Origin of the sequence: Enterobacter sp. 50588862 (genome assembly GCF_001462935.1) — a bacterium.
GTDB lineage: Bacteria > Pseudomonadota > Gammaproteobacteria > Enterobacterales > Enterobacteriaceae > Enterobacter > Enterobacter bugandensis.
The window spans coordinates 209629-225329 of record NZ_LNHM01000018.1 but is presented as its reverse complement, the minus strand read 5'-3'; the positions used below and the strand labels follow the sequence as shown (position 1 = coordinate 225329).

Annotated in this window: 13 protein-coding genes; 11 read left to right on the top strand and 2 right to left on the bottom strand. The window is 55.6% G+C overall.

Going from position 1 to position 15701, the window contains the following annotated elements; translation table 11 throughout:
• Nucleotides 1–51: 51 nt before the first annotated feature.
• The 3 genes from APT89_RS07765 to xylR are packed head-to-tail and all read left to right on the top strand — an operon-like array spanning nt 52 to nt 3964.
• On the top strand, nt 52–1593 hold the full coding sequence (locus APT89_RS07765; RefSeq protein ID WP_060572016.1) for a xylose ABC transporter ATP-binding protein: 1542 nt from the start codon (nt 52–54) through the stop codon (nt 1591–1593).
• Nucleotides 1571–2752: a xylose ABC transporter permease XylH gene (gene xylH / locus APT89_RS07760; protein WP_060572015.1), complete on the top strand. Its 1182-nt coding sequence runs from the start codon at nt 1571–1573 to the stop codon at nt 2750–2752. The genes APT89_RS07765 and xylH overlap by 23 nt, the downstream gene beginning before the upstream one ends.
• 33 nt (nt 2753–2785) lie before the next feature.
• Entirely contained in the window at nt 2786–3964 is a 1179-nt protein-coding gene (gene xylR / locus APT89_RS07755; RefSeq protein WP_041911622.1) for a D-xylose utilization transcriptional activator XylR, read from the top strand.
• Between the two features lie 38 nt (nt 3965–4002).
• Here xylR and APT89_RS07750 read toward each other — a convergent pair whose 3' ends face one another.
• Nucleotides 4003–4827, bottom strand: coding sequence for a protein bax (locus APT89_RS07750; protein ID WP_045630274.1), 825 nt, complete (start codon nt 4825–4827; stop codon nt 4003–4005).
• Between the two features lie 314 nt (nt 4828–5141).
• Here APT89_RS07750 and APT89_RS07745 point away from each other — a divergent pair, with 314 nt between their 5' ends.
• Together APT89_RS07745 and avtA are read left to right on the top strand one after the other, a co-directional pair.
• On the top strand, nt 5142–7172 hold the full coding sequence (locus tag APT89_RS07745) for an alpha-amylase (protein WP_060572014.1): 2031 nt from the start codon (nt 5142–5144) through the stop codon (nt 7170–7172).
• A gap of 201 nt (nt 7173–7373) precedes the next feature.
• Nucleotides 7374–8630, top strand: a complete 1257-nt coding sequence (gene avtA / locus APT89_RS07740; RefSeq protein ID WP_047363353.1) for a valine--pyruvate transaminase — start codon at nt 7374–7376, stop codon at nt 8628–8630.
• Nucleotides 8631–8634: 4 nt separating this feature from the next.
• On the opposite strand, the gene yiaJ is transcribed toward avtA, so the two are convergent.
• Nucleotides 8635–9453, bottom strand: coding sequence for an IclR family transcriptional regulator YiaJ (gene yiaJ / locus APT89_RS07735; protein WP_041911625.1), 819 nt, complete (start codon nt 9451–9453; stop codon nt 8635–8637).
• A gap of 224 nt (nt 9454–9677) precedes the next feature.
• On the opposite strand from yiaJ, the gene yiaK reads away from it, so the two are divergent.
• The 6 genes from yiaK to ulaD all read left to right on the top strand — a co-directional run bounded on the left by yiaK (nt 9678) and on the right by ulaD (nt 15701).
• Complete coding sequence (gene yiaK / locus APT89_RS07730) at nt 9678–10676, top strand: 3-dehydro-L-gulonate 2-dehydrogenase (protein WP_060572013.1); 999 nt, start codon at nt 9678–9680, stop codon at nt 10674–10676.
• A 10-nt stretch (nt 10677–10686) separates the two neighbouring features.
• On the top strand, nt 10687–11154 hold the full coding sequence (locus APT89_RS07725; protein WP_041911627.1) for a YhcH/YjgK/YiaL family protein: 468 nt from the start codon (nt 10687–10689) through the stop codon (nt 11152–11154).
• A 26-nt stretch (nt 11155–11180) separates the two neighbouring features.
• Nucleotides 11181–12107 carry a DUF4862 family protein gene (locus APT89_RS07720; RefSeq protein ID WP_045260032.1) on the top strand — a complete coding sequence of 309 codons (927 nt, stop codon included), beginning with the start codon at nt 11181–11183 and terminating at the stop codon, nt 12105–12107.
• Nucleotides 12108–12149: 42 nt separating this feature from the next.
• Nucleotides 12150–13469: an MFS transporter gene (locus tag APT89_RS07715; RefSeq protein ID WP_041911629.1), complete on the top strand. Its 1320-nt coding sequence runs from the start codon at nt 12150–12152 to the stop codon at nt 13467–13469.
• Nucleotides 13470–13545: 76 nt separating this feature from the next.
• A complete protein-coding gene (locus APT89_RS07710) occupies nt 13546–15051 on the top strand; it encodes an FGGY-family carbohydrate kinase (protein ID WP_060572022.1) in 1506 nt (501 codons plus the stop codon).
• Nucleotides 15048–15701, top strand: coding sequence for a 3-keto-L-gulonate-6-phosphate decarboxylase UlaD (gene ulaD / locus APT89_RS07705; protein WP_060572012.1), 654 nt, complete (start codon nt 15048–15050; stop codon nt 15699–15701). The genes APT89_RS07710 and ulaD overlap by 4 nt, the downstream gene beginning before the upstream one ends.

Below are 15701 nucleotides of genomic sequence, written 5' to 3'. Positions count from 1 at the left end.
CGGGGGCGCATCACGTTGTACTGTTCTTCCCTCGGGTTATGTGGAGCAGTTATGCCTTATTTACTTGAAATGAAAAGCATCACCAAGCGCTTCGGCGCGGTGAAAGCCGTCGACAACGTCAGTCTCCGGTTGAACCCCGGCGAAGTGGTTTCGCTGTGTGGCGAGAATGGTTCGGGCAAATCAACGCTGATGAAAGTCCTGTGTGGGATCTACCCGCACGGCAGTTACGAAGGCGAAATTGTCTTTGCTGGTGAAGTCATCCAGGCGACGCACATTCGCGACACCGAACGTAAAGGCATCGCCATCATCCACCAGGAGCTGGCGCTGGTGAAACATCTCACCGTGCTGGAGAACATCTTCCTCGGAGCCGAGATTTCCCGCCACGGCGTGCTGGATTACGACACCATGACGCTCCGCTGTGAAAAGCTGCTGGCGCAGGTGAGCCTCAACATTTCACCGGATACCCGCGTGGGCGATCTGGGCCTGGGGCAACAGCAACTGGTCGAAATTGCGAAGGCGCTGAATAAACAGGTCAGGCTGCTGATCCTCGATGAGCCAACGGCGTCACTCACCGAACAGGAAACTGCGGTTCTGCTCAATATCATCCGCGATCTGCAAAACCACGGTATCGCCTGCATCTACATTTCGCACAAGCTGAACGAGGTAAAAGCCATTTCGGACACCATCTGCGTGATCCGCGACGGGCAACACATCGGCACGCGTGAAGCTGCGGGCATGAGTGAAGATGACATCATCACCATGATGGTGGGCCGCGAGCTGACCGCGCTCTACCCGAATGAGCCCCACACTACGGGCGGTGAAGTGCTGCGCGTGGAAAACCTGACCGCGTGGCACCCCGTTAATCGCCACATTAAGCGGGTCAATAACGTTTCGTTTTCCCTTCACAGCGGCGAAATTCTTGGGATTGCTGGGCTCGTCGGTGCCGGGCGCACCGAAGCCGTGCAGTGCCTGTTTGGCGTGTGGCCAGGGCGCTGGGAGGGCACGATATATATAGACGGCCAGCCCGTGAGAATCGACAACTGCCAGCAGGCGATTGCCCACGGCATTGCCATGGTGCCGGAAGACCGCAAAAAAGACGGCATCGTACCGGTCATGGCGGTGGGTAAAAACATCACCCTTGCGGCACTCGATCGGTTCTCCGGCGCGCTGAGCAGCCTGGATGATGCCGCCGAGCAGCAGTGCATCCTTCAGTCACTTGCCCGGCTGAAGGTCAAAACCTCCTCACCGGAACTGGCGATTGGCCGACTGAGCGGTGGTAACCAGCAGAAGGCGATTCTGGCGCGCTGTCTGCTCCTCAATCCACGCATATTAATCCTTGATGAGCCGACGCGCGGGATCGATATCGGTGCCAAATACGAAATCTACAAACTGATTAATCAGCTTGTACAGCAAGGGATTGCCGTCATTGTCATCTCGTCTGAGTTACCCGAAGTGCTCGGCCTGAGCGACCGCGTGCTGGTCATGCACGAGGGGAAACTGAAAGCCAACCTGATTAACCAGAACCTGACGCAGGAGCAGGTGATGGAAGCCGCTTTAAGGAGCGAACGTCATGTCGAAAAGCAATCCGTCTGATATCAAAGTCGCTGTTCCGACGCCCGGCGCGTTCGCGGGCCTAAAAGCGCTGAACCTGCAGGTTTTCGTGATGATCGCGGCGATTATCGTCATCATGCTGTTCTTCACGTGGATGACGGATGGCTCGTACTTAAGCGCGCGTAACGTCTCAAACCTGCTCCGCCAGACCGCCATCACCGGCATCCTGGCCGTGGGCATGGTGTTCGTGATCATCTCTGCGGAAATCGACCTGTCGGTCGGGTCGATGATGGGTCTTCTCGGCGGCGTGGCGGCCATTTTTGACGTCTGGCTCGGCTGGCCGCTGCCGCTGACCGTGGCGGTGACGCTGGTACTGGGGCTGGTTTTAGGGGCCTGGAACGGCTGGTGGGTTGCCTATCGGAAGGTGCCATCGTTTATCGTCACCCTGGCGGGAATGCTGGCCTTCCGCGGGATCCTGATCGGTATCACCAACGGCACGACCGTCTCCCCGACCAGCGCGGCGATGTCGCAAATTGGCCAGAGTTACCTCTCGGACAGCATAGGCTTTACGATCGGCGTGGTGGGACTGCTGGCGTTTGTCGCGTGGCAGTGGCGTGGACGTATGCGCCGTCAGGAGCTGGGTCTTGCGTCGCCAGCGTCAACGTCCGTGGTAGGACGTCAGGCGCTGACGGCGGTCATTGTGCTGGGCGCCATCTGGCTTCTTAACGACTATCGCGGCGTTCCGACGCCGGTACTGCTGCTGGCGCTGTTACTGCTCGGCGGCATGTTTATGGCGACGCGCACCGCGTTTGGCCGTCGTATTTATGCCATCGGCGGCAACCTTGAAGCTGCTCGCCTGTCGGGTATTAACGTCGAACGTACCAAGCTGGCGGTTTTCGCCATTAACGGCCTGATGGTCGCTATCGCCGGGTTGATCCTCAGCTCGCGTCTGGGGGCAGGCTCTCCTTCCGCCGGTAACATCGCCGAGCTGGATGCTATCGCTGCCTGCGTCATCGGTGGCACCAGCCTCGCAGGCGGTATCGGTAGCGTGGCGGGCGCGGTCATGGGGGCATTTATCATGGCGTCGTTGGATAACGGGATGAGTATGATGGACGTCCCGACGTTTTGGCAGTATATCGTCAAGGGGGCCATTCTTTTACTGGCAGTCTGGATGGACTCTGCCACCAAGCGACGAGCCTGATAACCGCATTGTGACTTAACTGGGAAGCGAGCCATGTTTGAAAAGCGTCACCGCATTACGTTGTTATTCAATGCCAACAAAGCCTACGACCGTCAGGTGGTAGAAGGGGTGGGTGAATATTTGCAGGCGTCGCAATCCGAATGGGATATTTTTATTGAAGAAGATTTCCGCACCCGTCTGGAGAACATCAAAGACTGGCTGGGTGATGGCGTCATCGCCGACTATGACGATCCCATCATCGAGCAGTTGCTAACCGACGTCGACGTGCCGATTGTGGGCGTCGGCGGCTCGTATCATTCACCCGAACACTACCCGCCGGTCCACTACATCGCCACCGATAACCATGCCCTGGTCGAGGCCGCCTTTCTCCATTTAAAGGAGAAAGGCGTCCATCGCTTCGCGTTTTATGGTTTACCCGCCACCAGCGGCAAGCGCTGGGCCGTGGAGCGTGAACATGCGTTTTGCCAGCTGGTCGCGCAGGAGAAGTACCGTGGCGTGGTCTATCAGGGGCTGGAAACCGCACCGGAAAACTGGCAGCACGCGCAAAACCGCCTGGCGGACTGGCTGCAAACGCTGCCACCGCAAACCGGCATTATTGCCGTGACGGACGCCCGGGCCCGACACGTGCTGCAGGTCTGCGAACATTTGCATATCCCGGTGCCCGAAAAACTGTGCGTGATTGGCATTGATAACGAAGAACTGACCCGCTACCTGTCCCGCGTGGCGCTCTCCTCCGTAGCTCAGGGCACACGTCAGATGGGCTATCAGGCGGCAAAGCTGTTGCACCGTCTGCTGGATAAAGAGGCTCTGCCGCTTCAGCGCCTGCTGGTTCCCCCCGTCCGCGTCGTTGAGCGTCGCTCAACCGATTATCGCTCCCTAAGCGACCCGGCCGTCATTCAGGCCATGCACTATATCCGCAACCACGCCTGCAAAGGGATTAAGGTCGATCAGGTCCTGGACTCGGTGGGCATTTCCCGCTCGAATCTGGAGAAGCGATTCAAAGAAGAGGTGGGCGAAACCATTCATGCCGTCATTCATGCGGAGAAGCTGGAGAAGGCCCGCAGCCTGCTTGTCTCTACGTCACTGTCGATCAACGAAATCTCGCAGATGTGCGGCTATCCGTCGCTGCAGTATTTCTATTCGGTGTTTCGCAAAGAGTATGACACCACGCCGAAAGAGTACCGGGATCGCCACAGCGAGGTGCTGATATAGAAAAGGAAACGCCTTCCAGTGGAAGGCGTTTTTTGAGATTACATATGGGCGGCAATTAAGCGCTGGTTATCCTGGTACATAGCGAACAGATAGTTGTTATAGCTATTTCCCTTCGTCGAATACCCTTTTAGCTTGTGAATCATTGCGCTGGCCGTTACTTCCTGATCCGCTTTACGCAACTGAGCGCGTGATTTACGGAACGATGAGTAGGCCGGGTGCGTATTAAGATTCACCGCGTAAGCATTCACGGAATCTTTTACTGATTCAAACTGAGAATAGCCCTTCACTTTGCCGGGCGCATTATTACAACGCCCTTTCGCACATTTCATGCCGAACAGGTTGTTGTTATTACGCGCCAGCTTAGACGTTCCCCAGCCGCTTTCGGCTGCTGCCATGGTCGCTACCATGCTGCCTGGGATAATGTCCACACGCTCAAGGAGAGCATTCCACGGTACGCGACGCGTGTTACCGTTCCAGCTCAGTTTGTAGCGCTTCGTGATGTCTTTCAGACGCGCGCGTTCAGACGGCGACCATCGGCTATCGTACTGTTTTGAAATTAACCAGTTACGATCCGCCGTAATCGCGGCATTTTGACTTGTTATGTAAGGCATTACCGTCCGGAGAAACGCTTTTTTTCTTGGTGTTCCGGAAGGGTATTTTCGCAAATCAGGAAGTGAACTACTCTTTGCACTATTGCGAGAATACTCTTGTTTACTGCTAACCTTACTACTTGTCGTCTTTATTACGTGGGCTTTCTTACTCGTTGTATCCGTGTGCGTCTTCGCAAGCACCCCACCCGAAAATGTCGTGGTGAGTAACATGAGTATCGCGGCCCCATATCGTCGAATGGGAGTCGATATCATTAGGTCTCCTGGTCGGATGTAATCATCCCAACACCTTATTTTTTTCACAAATTTGAGAGCGGAATCTCAAATCATATCAAAAATAGACTTCAAGAGCACGTATAGAAATAGTCCAAATCCGAAACTATGTCACCTGAAACTTGCTCATAAAAACATCATTCCTGAAAAAATGTGTGCGATATCGCAGATAACTGTCTCATTTCGCGCGGGATCACTCATCCTCACAGATCCTCCCGACAGAAAGCGATGGGGGATGAGTTTTTAACCACAACCTGATGGCACACTGGTCAAAAATGCCGCGACAGGAAAATGGAATGAAACGCACCGCATTAGCTTTTCTGATGTTACCCGCTCTGGCACATGCCGACTGGTCATCGCCGGGGTTTAACACATTTCGCGCCGAAGGCACCGGTGTTTTCACCAGCCAGGCAAAGCTTACGAAGGGTACGCGTCCTCTGACGCTGGGTTTTGACAAGACGTGCTGGCAGCCTTCGGAGGCGATAAAACTCAATGAGATGCTGTCGCTCAAGCCCTGCGACGGGTCTCCGCCGCAGTGGCGCCTTTTCCGCGACGGTGAATACCAGATGCGGATTGATACCCGATCCGGCACGCCAACTCTGCTGCTGACAATTCAGAGCACCGCAGAACAGCCGGTTGCAAGCGTTATCCGCCAGTGCCCGAAGTGGGACGGTAAACCGCTGACGCTGGACGTCAGCCATACCTTCCCGGAAGGCACAGTGGTGCGTGATTTCTACAGCAAACAGACCGCGACGGTGCAGAACGGAAACATAACCCTGCAGCCAGCCGCCAGCAGTGGTGGCCTGCTGCTGCTTGAGCGCGCCGAAACCGACAAACCAGCGCCGTTTAGCTGGCAGAACGCCACCGTCTATTTTGTGCTAACCGACCGCTTTGTGAATGGCGACCCGGGCAACGACAACAGCTACGGTCGCCACAAAGACGGCATGCAGGAAATTGGCACCTTCCACGGTGGCGATCTCAAAGGGCTCGCCAGCAGGCTCGACTATTTACAGCAGCTGGGGGTGAACGCGCTCTGGATAAGTTCCCCGCTTGAGCAGATCCACGGCTGGGTAGGCGGTGGCACCAAAGGGGACTTCCCACACTACGCCTATCACGGCTACTACACCCAGGACTGGACGAAGCTCGATGCCAACATGGGCACCGAGGATGATCTGCGCCATCTTGTTGATGAAGCGCACAGGCGCGGCATTCGCATCCTGTTCGATATCGTCATGAACCACGCGGGCTACGCGACGCTTGCGGACATGCAGGAGTACCAGTTTGGCGCGCTGTATCTGCAGGGTGATGAGCTGAAAAAGACCCTCGGCGACCGCTGGACGGACTGGAAGCCGGGCGCGGGCCAAAGCTGGCATAGCTTCAACGATTACATCAACTTTAGCGACAAAGCCGCATGGGAAAAATGGTGGGGCAAGAAATGGATCCGCACCGACATTGGTGATTACGACAACCCCGGCTTCGACGATTTAACCATGTCGCTGGCGTTCCTACCGGATCTGAAAACGGAATCCACCGCCCCTTCCGGATTACCCAACTTTTATCAGCACAAGCCCGATACCCACGCGAAAGCCATCCCGGGATATACCCCGCGCGACTATCTCACCCACTGGCTCAGCCAGTGGGTGCGCGACTACGGCATTGACGGTTTCCGGGTGGATACCGCGAAGCACGTCGAGCTTGCGGCCTGGCAGCAGTTAAAGGACCAGGCTAGTCAGGCGCTGGCCGCGTGGAAAGGGGCCAACCCGGACAAAAAGCTCGATAACGCACCGTTCTGGATGACCGGCGAGTCCTGGGGTCACGGAGTGATGCAAAGCGACTATTACCGCCACGGTTTCGACGCGATGATCAACTTTGATTATCAGGAGCAGGCGGCAAAAGCGGTGGATTGCCTGGCCGATATGGATCTCACCTGGCAGCAGATGGCGGAAAAGCTGCAAAGCTTCAACGTGCTGAGCTATCTCTCCTCCCATGACACACGCCTGTTCCGCGAAGGAGGCCAGCGCGCTGCGGAGCTGCTCCTGCTGGCACCGGGCAGCGTACAAATCTATTACGGTGATGAATCCGAGCGTCCGTTTGGCCCGACGGGGTCTGACCCGCTGCAGGGTACCCGCTCGGATATGAACTGGCAGGACGTGACGGGCAAGCAGGCCTTAACCGTCGCCCACTGGCAAACGCTGGGCCAGTTCCGCGCCCGCCATCCGGCGATCGGTGAAGGCAAGCAAACCACGCTGTCGCTGAAAGAGGGGTACGGCTTCGTACGCGAGCACAAGGACGATAAGGTGATGGTGGTATGGGCAGGTAATCAATAATTATACCCCCCCTCACCCTGGCCCTCTCCCCGCATGGGGAGTGAGCCGGGGTGAGGGGTGAAACCCACCAGAACTATTCACTACAAAAACCATACTCCGCCATACAAAACAACAAATCCGACCACATCTCCCGATTTGCACCAGCACAGTGCTAGCGTTATGGTTACCCACTTTCAAAATAAGCTCGATAGAACACCTGCTATGACGTTTTCACTTTTCGGCGACAAATTCACCCGCCATTCAGGCATTACTCGCCTGATGGAGGACCTCAACGACGGGCTGCGCACACCGGGTGCCATCATGCTCGGCGGCGGAAACCCGGCGCAAATTCCGGAGATGACAACCTATTTCCAGACGCTGCTCGCGCAGATGCTGGAAAACGGCAAAGCGACCGATGCGCTCTGCAATTACGACGGTCCGCAGGGTAAAACCGAGCTACTGACTCTCCTTGCCAAAATGCTGCGTGAAGAGCTGGGCTGGGATATCGAACCACAGAATATTGCACTAACAAACGGCAGCCAGAGCGCGTTTTTCTACTTGTTTAACCTCTTCGCAGGGCGTCGTGCCGACGGCACCACCAAAAAGGTGCTGTTCCCGCTGGCACCGGAGTATATCGGCTATGCTGATTCCGGCCTGGAAGAGGATCTGTTCGTCTCCACGCGCCCGAACATCGAGCTGCTGCCGGAAGGCCAGTTCAAATATCACGTCGATTTTGAACACCTGCATATTGGTGAAGAGACGGGGATGATCTGCGTATCGCGCCCGACGAACCCAACGGGCAACGTGATTACCGACGACGAACTGATGAAGCTGGATGTCCTGGCGAACCAGCACGGCATCCCGCTGGTGATCGACAATGCCTACGGCGTGCCGTTCCCGGGCATTATCTTCAGCGAAGCTCGTCCGCTGTGGAACCCGAACATTGTCCTGTGCATGAGCCTCTCCAAGCTGGGTCTGCCGGGCAGCCGCTGCGGCATCATCATCGCCAACGAGAAAATCATCACCGCCATTACCAATATGAACGGCATTATCAGCCTTTCACCAGGCGGTATCGGCCCGGCGATGATGTGCGAAATGATCAAGCGCAACGACCTGCTGCGTCTGTCTAATGAAGTCATCAAACCGTTCTATTACCAGCGCGTTCAGGAGACGATTGCGACGCTTCGCCGCTACTTACCGGAAGAACGCTGCCTGATCCACAAACCAGAAGGAGCGATTTTCCTGTGGCTGTGGTTTAAGGATTTGCCGATCACTACAGAACTGCTCTATCAGCGACTGAAAAAGCGTGGCGTGCTGATGGTGCCGGGCGATTACTTCTTCCCGGGTCTGGATAAGCCGTGGCCGCACACGCACCAGTGCATGCGCATGAACTACGTGCCCGATCCGGCAAAAATCGAAGCGGGCGTCAAAATTCTCGCCGAAGAAATTGAAAAAGCGTGGCACGAAGGCAGCCAGTAACACGCTACCCCTCACGCACGTTAAAACCCAGCTCTTTTGATATCGCCTCTGCCGTTTCGCGCAGAGGCTTGAGCAGGTTTTTCTCGCCAACCTGCTTCATGCGGGACGTCGACAGCGAAATGGAGATCGCATACGGCACGCGACCATGAATATCAAACACCGGCACGGCGATACAGGAGACACCCAGCTCGTTCTCTTCTTTATCCATTGCCATGCTGCGATCGCGAATTTCCGCCAGCTCATCGTACATAGCACTCAGTTCAGTGATGGTATTGCGCGTCAGCGGTTGAATCTGTTCCTGATGGCTTTGCCAGTAGCTGGCCACGTAATCCTGATGACCAAAGGCCATATAGATCTTGCCCATTGCAGAACAATAGAGCGGCATATGCTGGCCAATGTAAGCACGCGTACGCAGCATGCCGGTTGTCGGCTCGAGCTTATAAATTAGGATCGCGTGGTCATCTTCCCGACTGGAAAAGTTCACCGTTTCGCCAGTGGCAATGTTCAGCGCCTCAAGATGCGGGGCCGCCACGTGAATAATGTTGAGCGATGACAGCGCCTTTTGCCCGACAGCAATGAATTTAGTGGTCAGACGATAGCTGCCCGCCGCTGGCGCCGGTGTAACGTACCCGCACGACTGCAGTCCCTGGAGTAACCGGTGGACGGTGCTCTTATTCAAACCTGCCAGTTCCGATAAATGCGCAAGCGGACACCCGTTCGGGTAGTTGCTGAGGATCTCAATCAGCATCAGGCCGCGAAACAGGCTCTGGCTGCCTGCTGGCCTCTCTTTTTCCTGCGTTATTTCGCTCTCTTTCATGCTCATCAAATCGCTCCTTTTTATCGCGCTCCTGATGGTAGCGCAAAGTGTGGTTTAGTTCACGATCTCAACAGAAAAAACACAACCAGTTGATTTTAATGCTTTTTGAAAAACGTGAATGTCGTTGATCTGATAAAAATTGATCGCTATATTTGAAATCATATTTCGCATAGTGAAATTTAACGATAAAAAAGCGTTCGCACTTGCCCCTAAAAAACAGGAGAACAGGGATGAAAGTGACCTTCGAAGAGTTGAAAGCGGCGTTCAATCGGGTTCTGCTCGATCGCGGCATAAAAGTGGAGACTGCCGATGCCTGCGCGGAGATGTTTGCCCGCACCACCGAGTCCGGTGTCTACTCGCATGGCGTAAACCGCTTCCCGCGTTTTATTCAGCAACTGGATGCGGGTGACATCATCCCTGATGCCCAGCCACAACGGGTGACCTCATTGGGTGCCATTGAACAGTGGGATGCCCGACGCTCCATCGGCAACCTGACGGCGAAAAAGATGATGGATCGCGCCACCGAACTGGCATCCGACCACGGTATCGGCCTGGTGGCGCTGCGTAACGCCAACCACTGGATGCGCGGCGGCAGTTACGGCTGGCAGGCGGCTGAGAAAGGTTACATTGGAATTTGCTGGACCAACTCCATTGCAGTAATGCCTGCGTGGGGATCAAAAGAATGCTGCATCGGCACAAACCCACTGATTGTCGCTATCCCGTCGAATCCTATCACCATGGTCGACATGTCGATGTCGATGTTCTCCTACGGCATGCTGGAAGTGAACCGCCTGGCCGGGCGCGAGTTGCCTGTAGATGGCGGCTTTGACGACGAGGGCAATCTCACCCGAGAGCCTGGCGTGATTGAGAAAAACCGCCGTATTCTGCCGATGGGCTACTGGAAAGGTTCAGGCTTATCCATCGTGCTCGACATGATCGCTACCCTGCTCTCTAACGGCTCTTCCGTCGCAGAAGTGACCCAGGACAACAGCGACGAATATGGCGTATCGCAGATCTTTATCGCTATTGAAGTGGATCGCCTGATCGACGGGCCAACCCGCGATGCCAAACTGCAACGCATCATGGACTTCATCATTACCGCCGAACGCGCTGATGAGAATGTTGCCGTTCGTTTGCCGGGACATGAATTCACGCGTCTGCAAGAAGAGAACCGTCGCAACGGCATAACCATTGACGACAGCGTATGGGCGAAAATCCAGTCTCTGTGAGGAGGGGATGATGATATTCGGACATATTTCGCAGCCCAATCCGTGTCGCCTGCCGCTGGCGATTGAAAAAGCGCTTCATTTTCTGCGCACCACGGATTTCACTACCCTGGAGCCAGGCGTGGTGGAAATTGAAGGCCGCACTATTTTTGCCCAGGTGCTCGACCTCACCACAAAGGATCAACACGAAAACCGTCCTGAAGTGCACCGCCGCTATCTGGATATTCAGTTTCTGGCCTGGGGTGAAGAGAAAATCGGTATCGCTATTGATACCGGCAATAACAAAATAAGCGAATCATTACTGGAACAGCGAGATATTATTTTTTATCACGACAGCGAAAATGAGTCGTTTATAGAAATGGTACCTGGCAGTTATGCCATATTTTTCCCGCAGGATGTTCATCGTCCTGCCTGTATTAAAAACAAGGAAACGGTAATTCGTAAAATTGTGGTGAAAGTGGCAATCAGCGAATTATTGTAATTTTCTGACGAATACAGGAACGCGAAATGACCAACACCGGTTTTATTATTGGTGCGTACCCCTGCGCACCCTCGTTTCACCAGAAAGGGGAACAAGAAGAACAATCCTTCTGGCGGGAACTTTCCGACACACCGTACATACGCGGGCTGGAACAACCTTGCCTGGAAAACCTTCATCCTTTCGGTGACGAGTGGCTGTTCCGTCATACGCCGGACGAGTGGCAAATCGTGGTCACGGCGGTGATGGAAACCATGCGCCGTCGTGGCACGAACGGCGCATTTGGTCTGGCATCAGCAGACGAAGAACAACGTAAAGCATGCGTTGAATTTTACCGGCATCTGCACCAGAAAATTGACGCTGTAAATGTGCGTTTTCCGGGAAAAGTCATAGCCCTGGAGATGCAGGCGGCGCCGCAGGCCGGGAATGCATCCGTCGAACAGGCCACCGAGGCATTCTCCCGCTCAATCCGCGAAATTGTGAGCTGGAACTGGTCCTGCGATCTGGTGCTGGAACACTGCGATGCCATGACCGGACCTGCACCGCGTAAAGGGTTTTTACCCTTAGAACAGGTGCTGGAGGTGGTAAACGGAACCGACATCAGCGTCTGCATCAACTGGGCACGGTCGGCCATTGAAGGCCGTAATTCCACCGTTCCGCTTGAACACGTTCAGGCCGCATGTAAAGCCGGAAAATTGGGCGCGCTGATGTTCTCTGGCACCACCACACGCGGTGAATATGGCGAGTGGCAGGATCTGCACGCGCCGTTTTCTTCGTTCTGTGCCGACAGTTTAATGACGACTGAACAGGCTACATCACTCTTTACTGCGGCGAGCGCCGCAACATTGAAATTCTCCGGTATTAAATTACTGGAAATAAATGCTAATGCTGATGTCAGCCATCGCATCGCCATTTTGCGTGACGGCATTAGCGCTATGAATAAAGCGACACAATAAAAATAAAAACATATTCCGATTACATTCACAGAGACATTAACTATGAATATTTCAACGAATGCTCTACATGCGGATATTCCGCGCCAGCGCTGGCTAAGAATCATTCCACCTATTCTTATCGCCTGCATTATTTCTTACATGGACCGCGTAAATATCGCCTTTGCGATGCCCGGAGGTATGGATGAAGAACTGGGTATTTCCGCCACCATGGCAGGCCTGGCAGGCGGGATCTTCTTTATCGGCTATCTGTTCCTGCAGGTTCCGGGCGGCAAGATTGCTGTTCATGGTAGCGGCAAGAAGTTTATCGGTTGGTCCCTGGTCGCCTGGGCAGTCATCTCAGTCCTGACCGGTATTGTCACTAACCAGTATCAGTTGCTGGTGCTGCGCTTCTTACTCGGCGTGGCGGAAGGCGGGATGCTGCCCGTTGTGTTAACGATGATAAGCAACTGGTTCCCGGATGCCGAACGTGGCCGCGCCAACGCGATTGTGATCATGTTCGTGCCGATTGCCGGGATCATCACCGCGCCACTTTCCGGCTGGATTATCACCGCGCTCGACTGGCGCTGGCTTTTTATCATTGAAGGTTTGATGTCCATAGTGGTGCTGGTGCTGTGGGCGTTCACCGTTTACGACCGTCCGCAGGAAGCACGCTGGATCTCAGAGGCCGAGAAAAACTATCTGGTGCAAACGCTGGCCGCTGAACAGCAGGCCATCGCCGGAAAAGAGGTGAAAAATGCCTCATTGAGTGCCGTGCTTTCCGATAAAACCATGTGGCAATTAATCGCCCTGAACTTCTTCTACCAGACCGGGATTTACGGTTATACCCTTTGGCTGCCCACCATCCTGAAAGAGCTGACGCACACCAGCATCGGCCAGGTCGGGGTGCTCGCCATTCTGCCTTATATCGGTGCCATTGCGGGGATGTTCCTGTTCTCTACGCTTTCTGACCGCACCGGCAAGCGCAAGCTGTTTGTCTCCCTGCCGCTGATTGGCTTCGCACTTTGCATGTTCCTCTCCGTGGCGCTGAAGGCAAACACCTGGCTGGCCTATGCCGCGTTGGTCGGCTGCGGATTCTTCCTGCAGTCCGCCGCTGGGGTGTTCTGGACGATTCCTGCACGTCTGTTTAGCGCCGAAATGGCAGGCGGTGCGCGCGGTGTGATCAATGCGCTTGGTAACCTCGGCGGATTCTGCGGCCCTTATGCGGTAGGCGTACTGATAACGCTGTACAGCAAAGATGCGGGAGTTTACTGCCTGGCGATTTCTCTGGCACTGGCGGCGCTGCTGGCACTGCTGTTACCAGCGAAATGTGATGCCGGAGCAGAACCCAATCCCACGGTGAATCCGCATAAACGTGCGGCCTGATGCCCTCACCCAACCCACTAAACCGAACCGTAGGCCGGGTAAGCTAAGCGCCACCCGGCGAATAAGTGAGATGAAGATGAGTGAAAAAGAGCCCTTCTGGCTGGGTATCGATTGTGGCGGTACTTATCTGAAAGCCGGGTTATACAACCGCCAGGGAAAGGAAGTGTGTATCGAACGTCGCTCAGTGGCCACGCTCAGCCCACGCGCAGGCTATGCGGAGCGGGATATGCACCAGCTCTGGCAGCACTGCCACGCTACCGTCGCCACGCTGCTCAAACATTCAGGCGTAGACGGAGAGCAGATCAAAGGCGTCGGCATTTCTGCTCAGGGCAAAGGACTGTTTCTACTCGATAAACAGGATCGGCCCCTGGGCAACGCCATGCTCTCTTCTGACCGCCGGGCGCTGGAGATTGTGCAACGCTGGCAGCAGGACGGCATTCCAGAAAAACTCTATCCGCATACGCGCCAGACGCTGTGGACCGGGCATCCGGCCTCGCTTCTGCGCTGGGTAAAAGAGAATGAGCCCCAGCGCTTCGAGAAAATTGGCTGCGTGATGATGGCGCAAGATTATCTTCGCTGGTGCCTCACCGGCACCAAAGCCTGCGAAGAGAGCAACATTTCGGAGTCCAATCTCTACAATATGAATACCGGCCAGTACGACCCACAGCTCACACGCTGGCTCGGTATCAGCGAAATTGACGGCGCCCTGCCGCCGATTGTCGGTTCAGCAGAAATTTGCGGGGAAATCACCGCTCAGGCAGCCGCCCTGACCGGTCTCGCGGCGGGTACGCCCGTCGTTGGTGGACTGTTTGACGTGGTTTCCACCGCGATCTGCGCCGGGCTACACGACGAACACACGTTGAATGCCGTAATGGGCACCTGGGCCGTCACCAGCGGGATTGCGCATGGCATCCGCGACAGCGAGCAGTTCCCCTACGTCTATGGCCGCTACGTTCATCCGCAACAGTACATCGTTCACGAAGCCAGCCCGACTTCCTCCGGTAATCTTGAGTGGCTCACCGCGCAGTGGGGCGATATGTCATTCGATGAAATCAACCATGCCGTCACCGGTCTGCCAAAAGCCGGAAGCGATCTGATTTTCCTGCCATTCCTCTACGGCAGCAACGCGGGCCTGGAGATGACCAGCGGTTTCTACGGCATGCAGGCGCTACACACCCGCGCGCACCTGCTGCAGGCGGTTTACGAAGGCGTGGTATTCAGCCACATGACCCATCTTAACCGCATGCTTGAGCGCTTTACCGAGGTGCAGGCACTGCGCGTCACGGGTGGCCCGGCCCAATCGGACGTGTGGATGCAGATGCTTGCGGACGTCAGCGGTCTGACAATTCAATTACCCCAGGTAGAAGAGACTGGCTGTTCCGGTGCCGCGCTGGCCGCACTGGTCGGTACAGGCATCTATCCCGATTTCCACACGGCGCAACGCGCCCTTAAACATGACATCCGGGTGATTGAACCCGACATGAACGCCCATGCGGCCTATCAACGCAAATATCACCGCTATCAGTTACTGATTTCAGCATTACAGGGCTATCACGCCCAGGTTAAGGAGCACGACCTATGAGCCGACCATTACTGCAGCTGGCGCTCGATCACACCTCACTTCAGGCCGCGCAGCGCGATGTTGCCCTGCTTGTGGATCACGTCGATATCGTCGAAGCCGGTACCCTTTTATGTCTGACCGAAGGACTAAGCGCCGTCCGCGCGCTGCGCAAACAGTGCCCGAAGAAAATTATCGTGGCGGACTGGAAAGTGGCCGATGCCGGAGAGACGCTGGCAGAACAGGCGTTTGGCGCGGGCGCGAACTGGATGACCATTATCTGCGCCGCTCCGCTGGCCACCGTTGAGCGAGGCCACGAGGTGGCACTGCGCTGCGAAGGAGAAATCCAGATAGAGCTCTTTGGTAACTGGACGCTGGACGACGCGCGCGCATGGCAACGTATCGGCGTAAAACAGGCGATATACCACCGGGGAAGAGACGCGCAGGCCAGCGGTCAGCAGTGGGGCGAGGCGGATCTCGCCAGAATGAAAGCCCTCTCAGATATCGGTTTACAGCTTTCGATTACCGGCGGCATCACGCCTGCCGATCTCCCCCTGTTTAAGCAAATCAACGTCAAAGCGTTTATCGCCGGGCGCGCGCTGGCGGGCGCGGATAATCCGCCACAGGTGGCACAGGCATTCCATTCGCAAATCCGCGATATCTGGGGAGCGTAA

Coding starts and splice junctions, on each gene's coding strand:
- APT89_RS07765 (WP_060572016.1), top strand. CDS start 52: ATGCCTTATTTACTTGAAATGAAAAGCATCACCAAGCGCTTCGGCGCG.
- xylH (WP_060572015.1), top strand. CDS start 1,571: ATGTCGAAAAGCAATCCGTCTGATATCAAAGTCGCTGTTCCGACGCCC.
- xylR (WP_041911622.1), top strand. CDS start 2,786: ATGTTTGAAAAGCGTCACCGCATTACGTTGTTATTCAATGCCAACAAA.
- APT89_RS07750 (WP_045630274.1), bottom strand. CDS start 4,827: ATGATATCGACTCCCATTCGACGATATGGGGCCGCGATACTCATGTTA.
- APT89_RS07745 (WP_060572014.1), top strand. CDS start 5,142: ATGAAACGCACCGCATTAGCTTTTCTGATGTTACCCGCTCTGGCACAT.
- avtA (WP_047363353.1), top strand. CDS start 7,374: ATGACGTTTTCACTTTTCGGCGACAAATTCACCCGCCATTCAGGCATT.
- yiaJ (WP_041911625.1), bottom strand. CDS start 9,453: ATGAGCATGAAAGAGAGCGAAATAACGCAGGAAAAAGAGAGGCCAGCA.
- yiaK (WP_060572013.1), top strand. CDS start 9,678: ATGAAAGTGACCTTCGAAGAGTTGAAAGCGGCGTTCAATCGGGTTCTG.
- APT89_RS07725 (WP_041911627.1), top strand. CDS start 10,687: ATGATATTCGGACATATTTCGCAGCCCAATCCGTGTCGCCTGCCGCTG.
- APT89_RS07720 (WP_045260032.1), top strand. CDS start 11,181: ATGACCAACACCGGTTTTATTATTGGTGCGTACCCCTGCGCACCCTCG.
- APT89_RS07715 (WP_041911629.1), top strand. CDS start 12,150: ATGAATATTTCAACGAATGCTCTACATGCGGATATTCCGCGCCAGCGC.
- APT89_RS07710 (WP_060572022.1), top strand. CDS start 13,546: ATGAGTGAAAAAGAGCCCTTCTGGCTGGGTATCGATTGTGGCGGTACT.
- ulaD (WP_060572012.1), top strand. CDS start 15,048: ATGAGCCGACCATTACTGCAGCTGGCGCTCGATCACACCTCACTTCAG.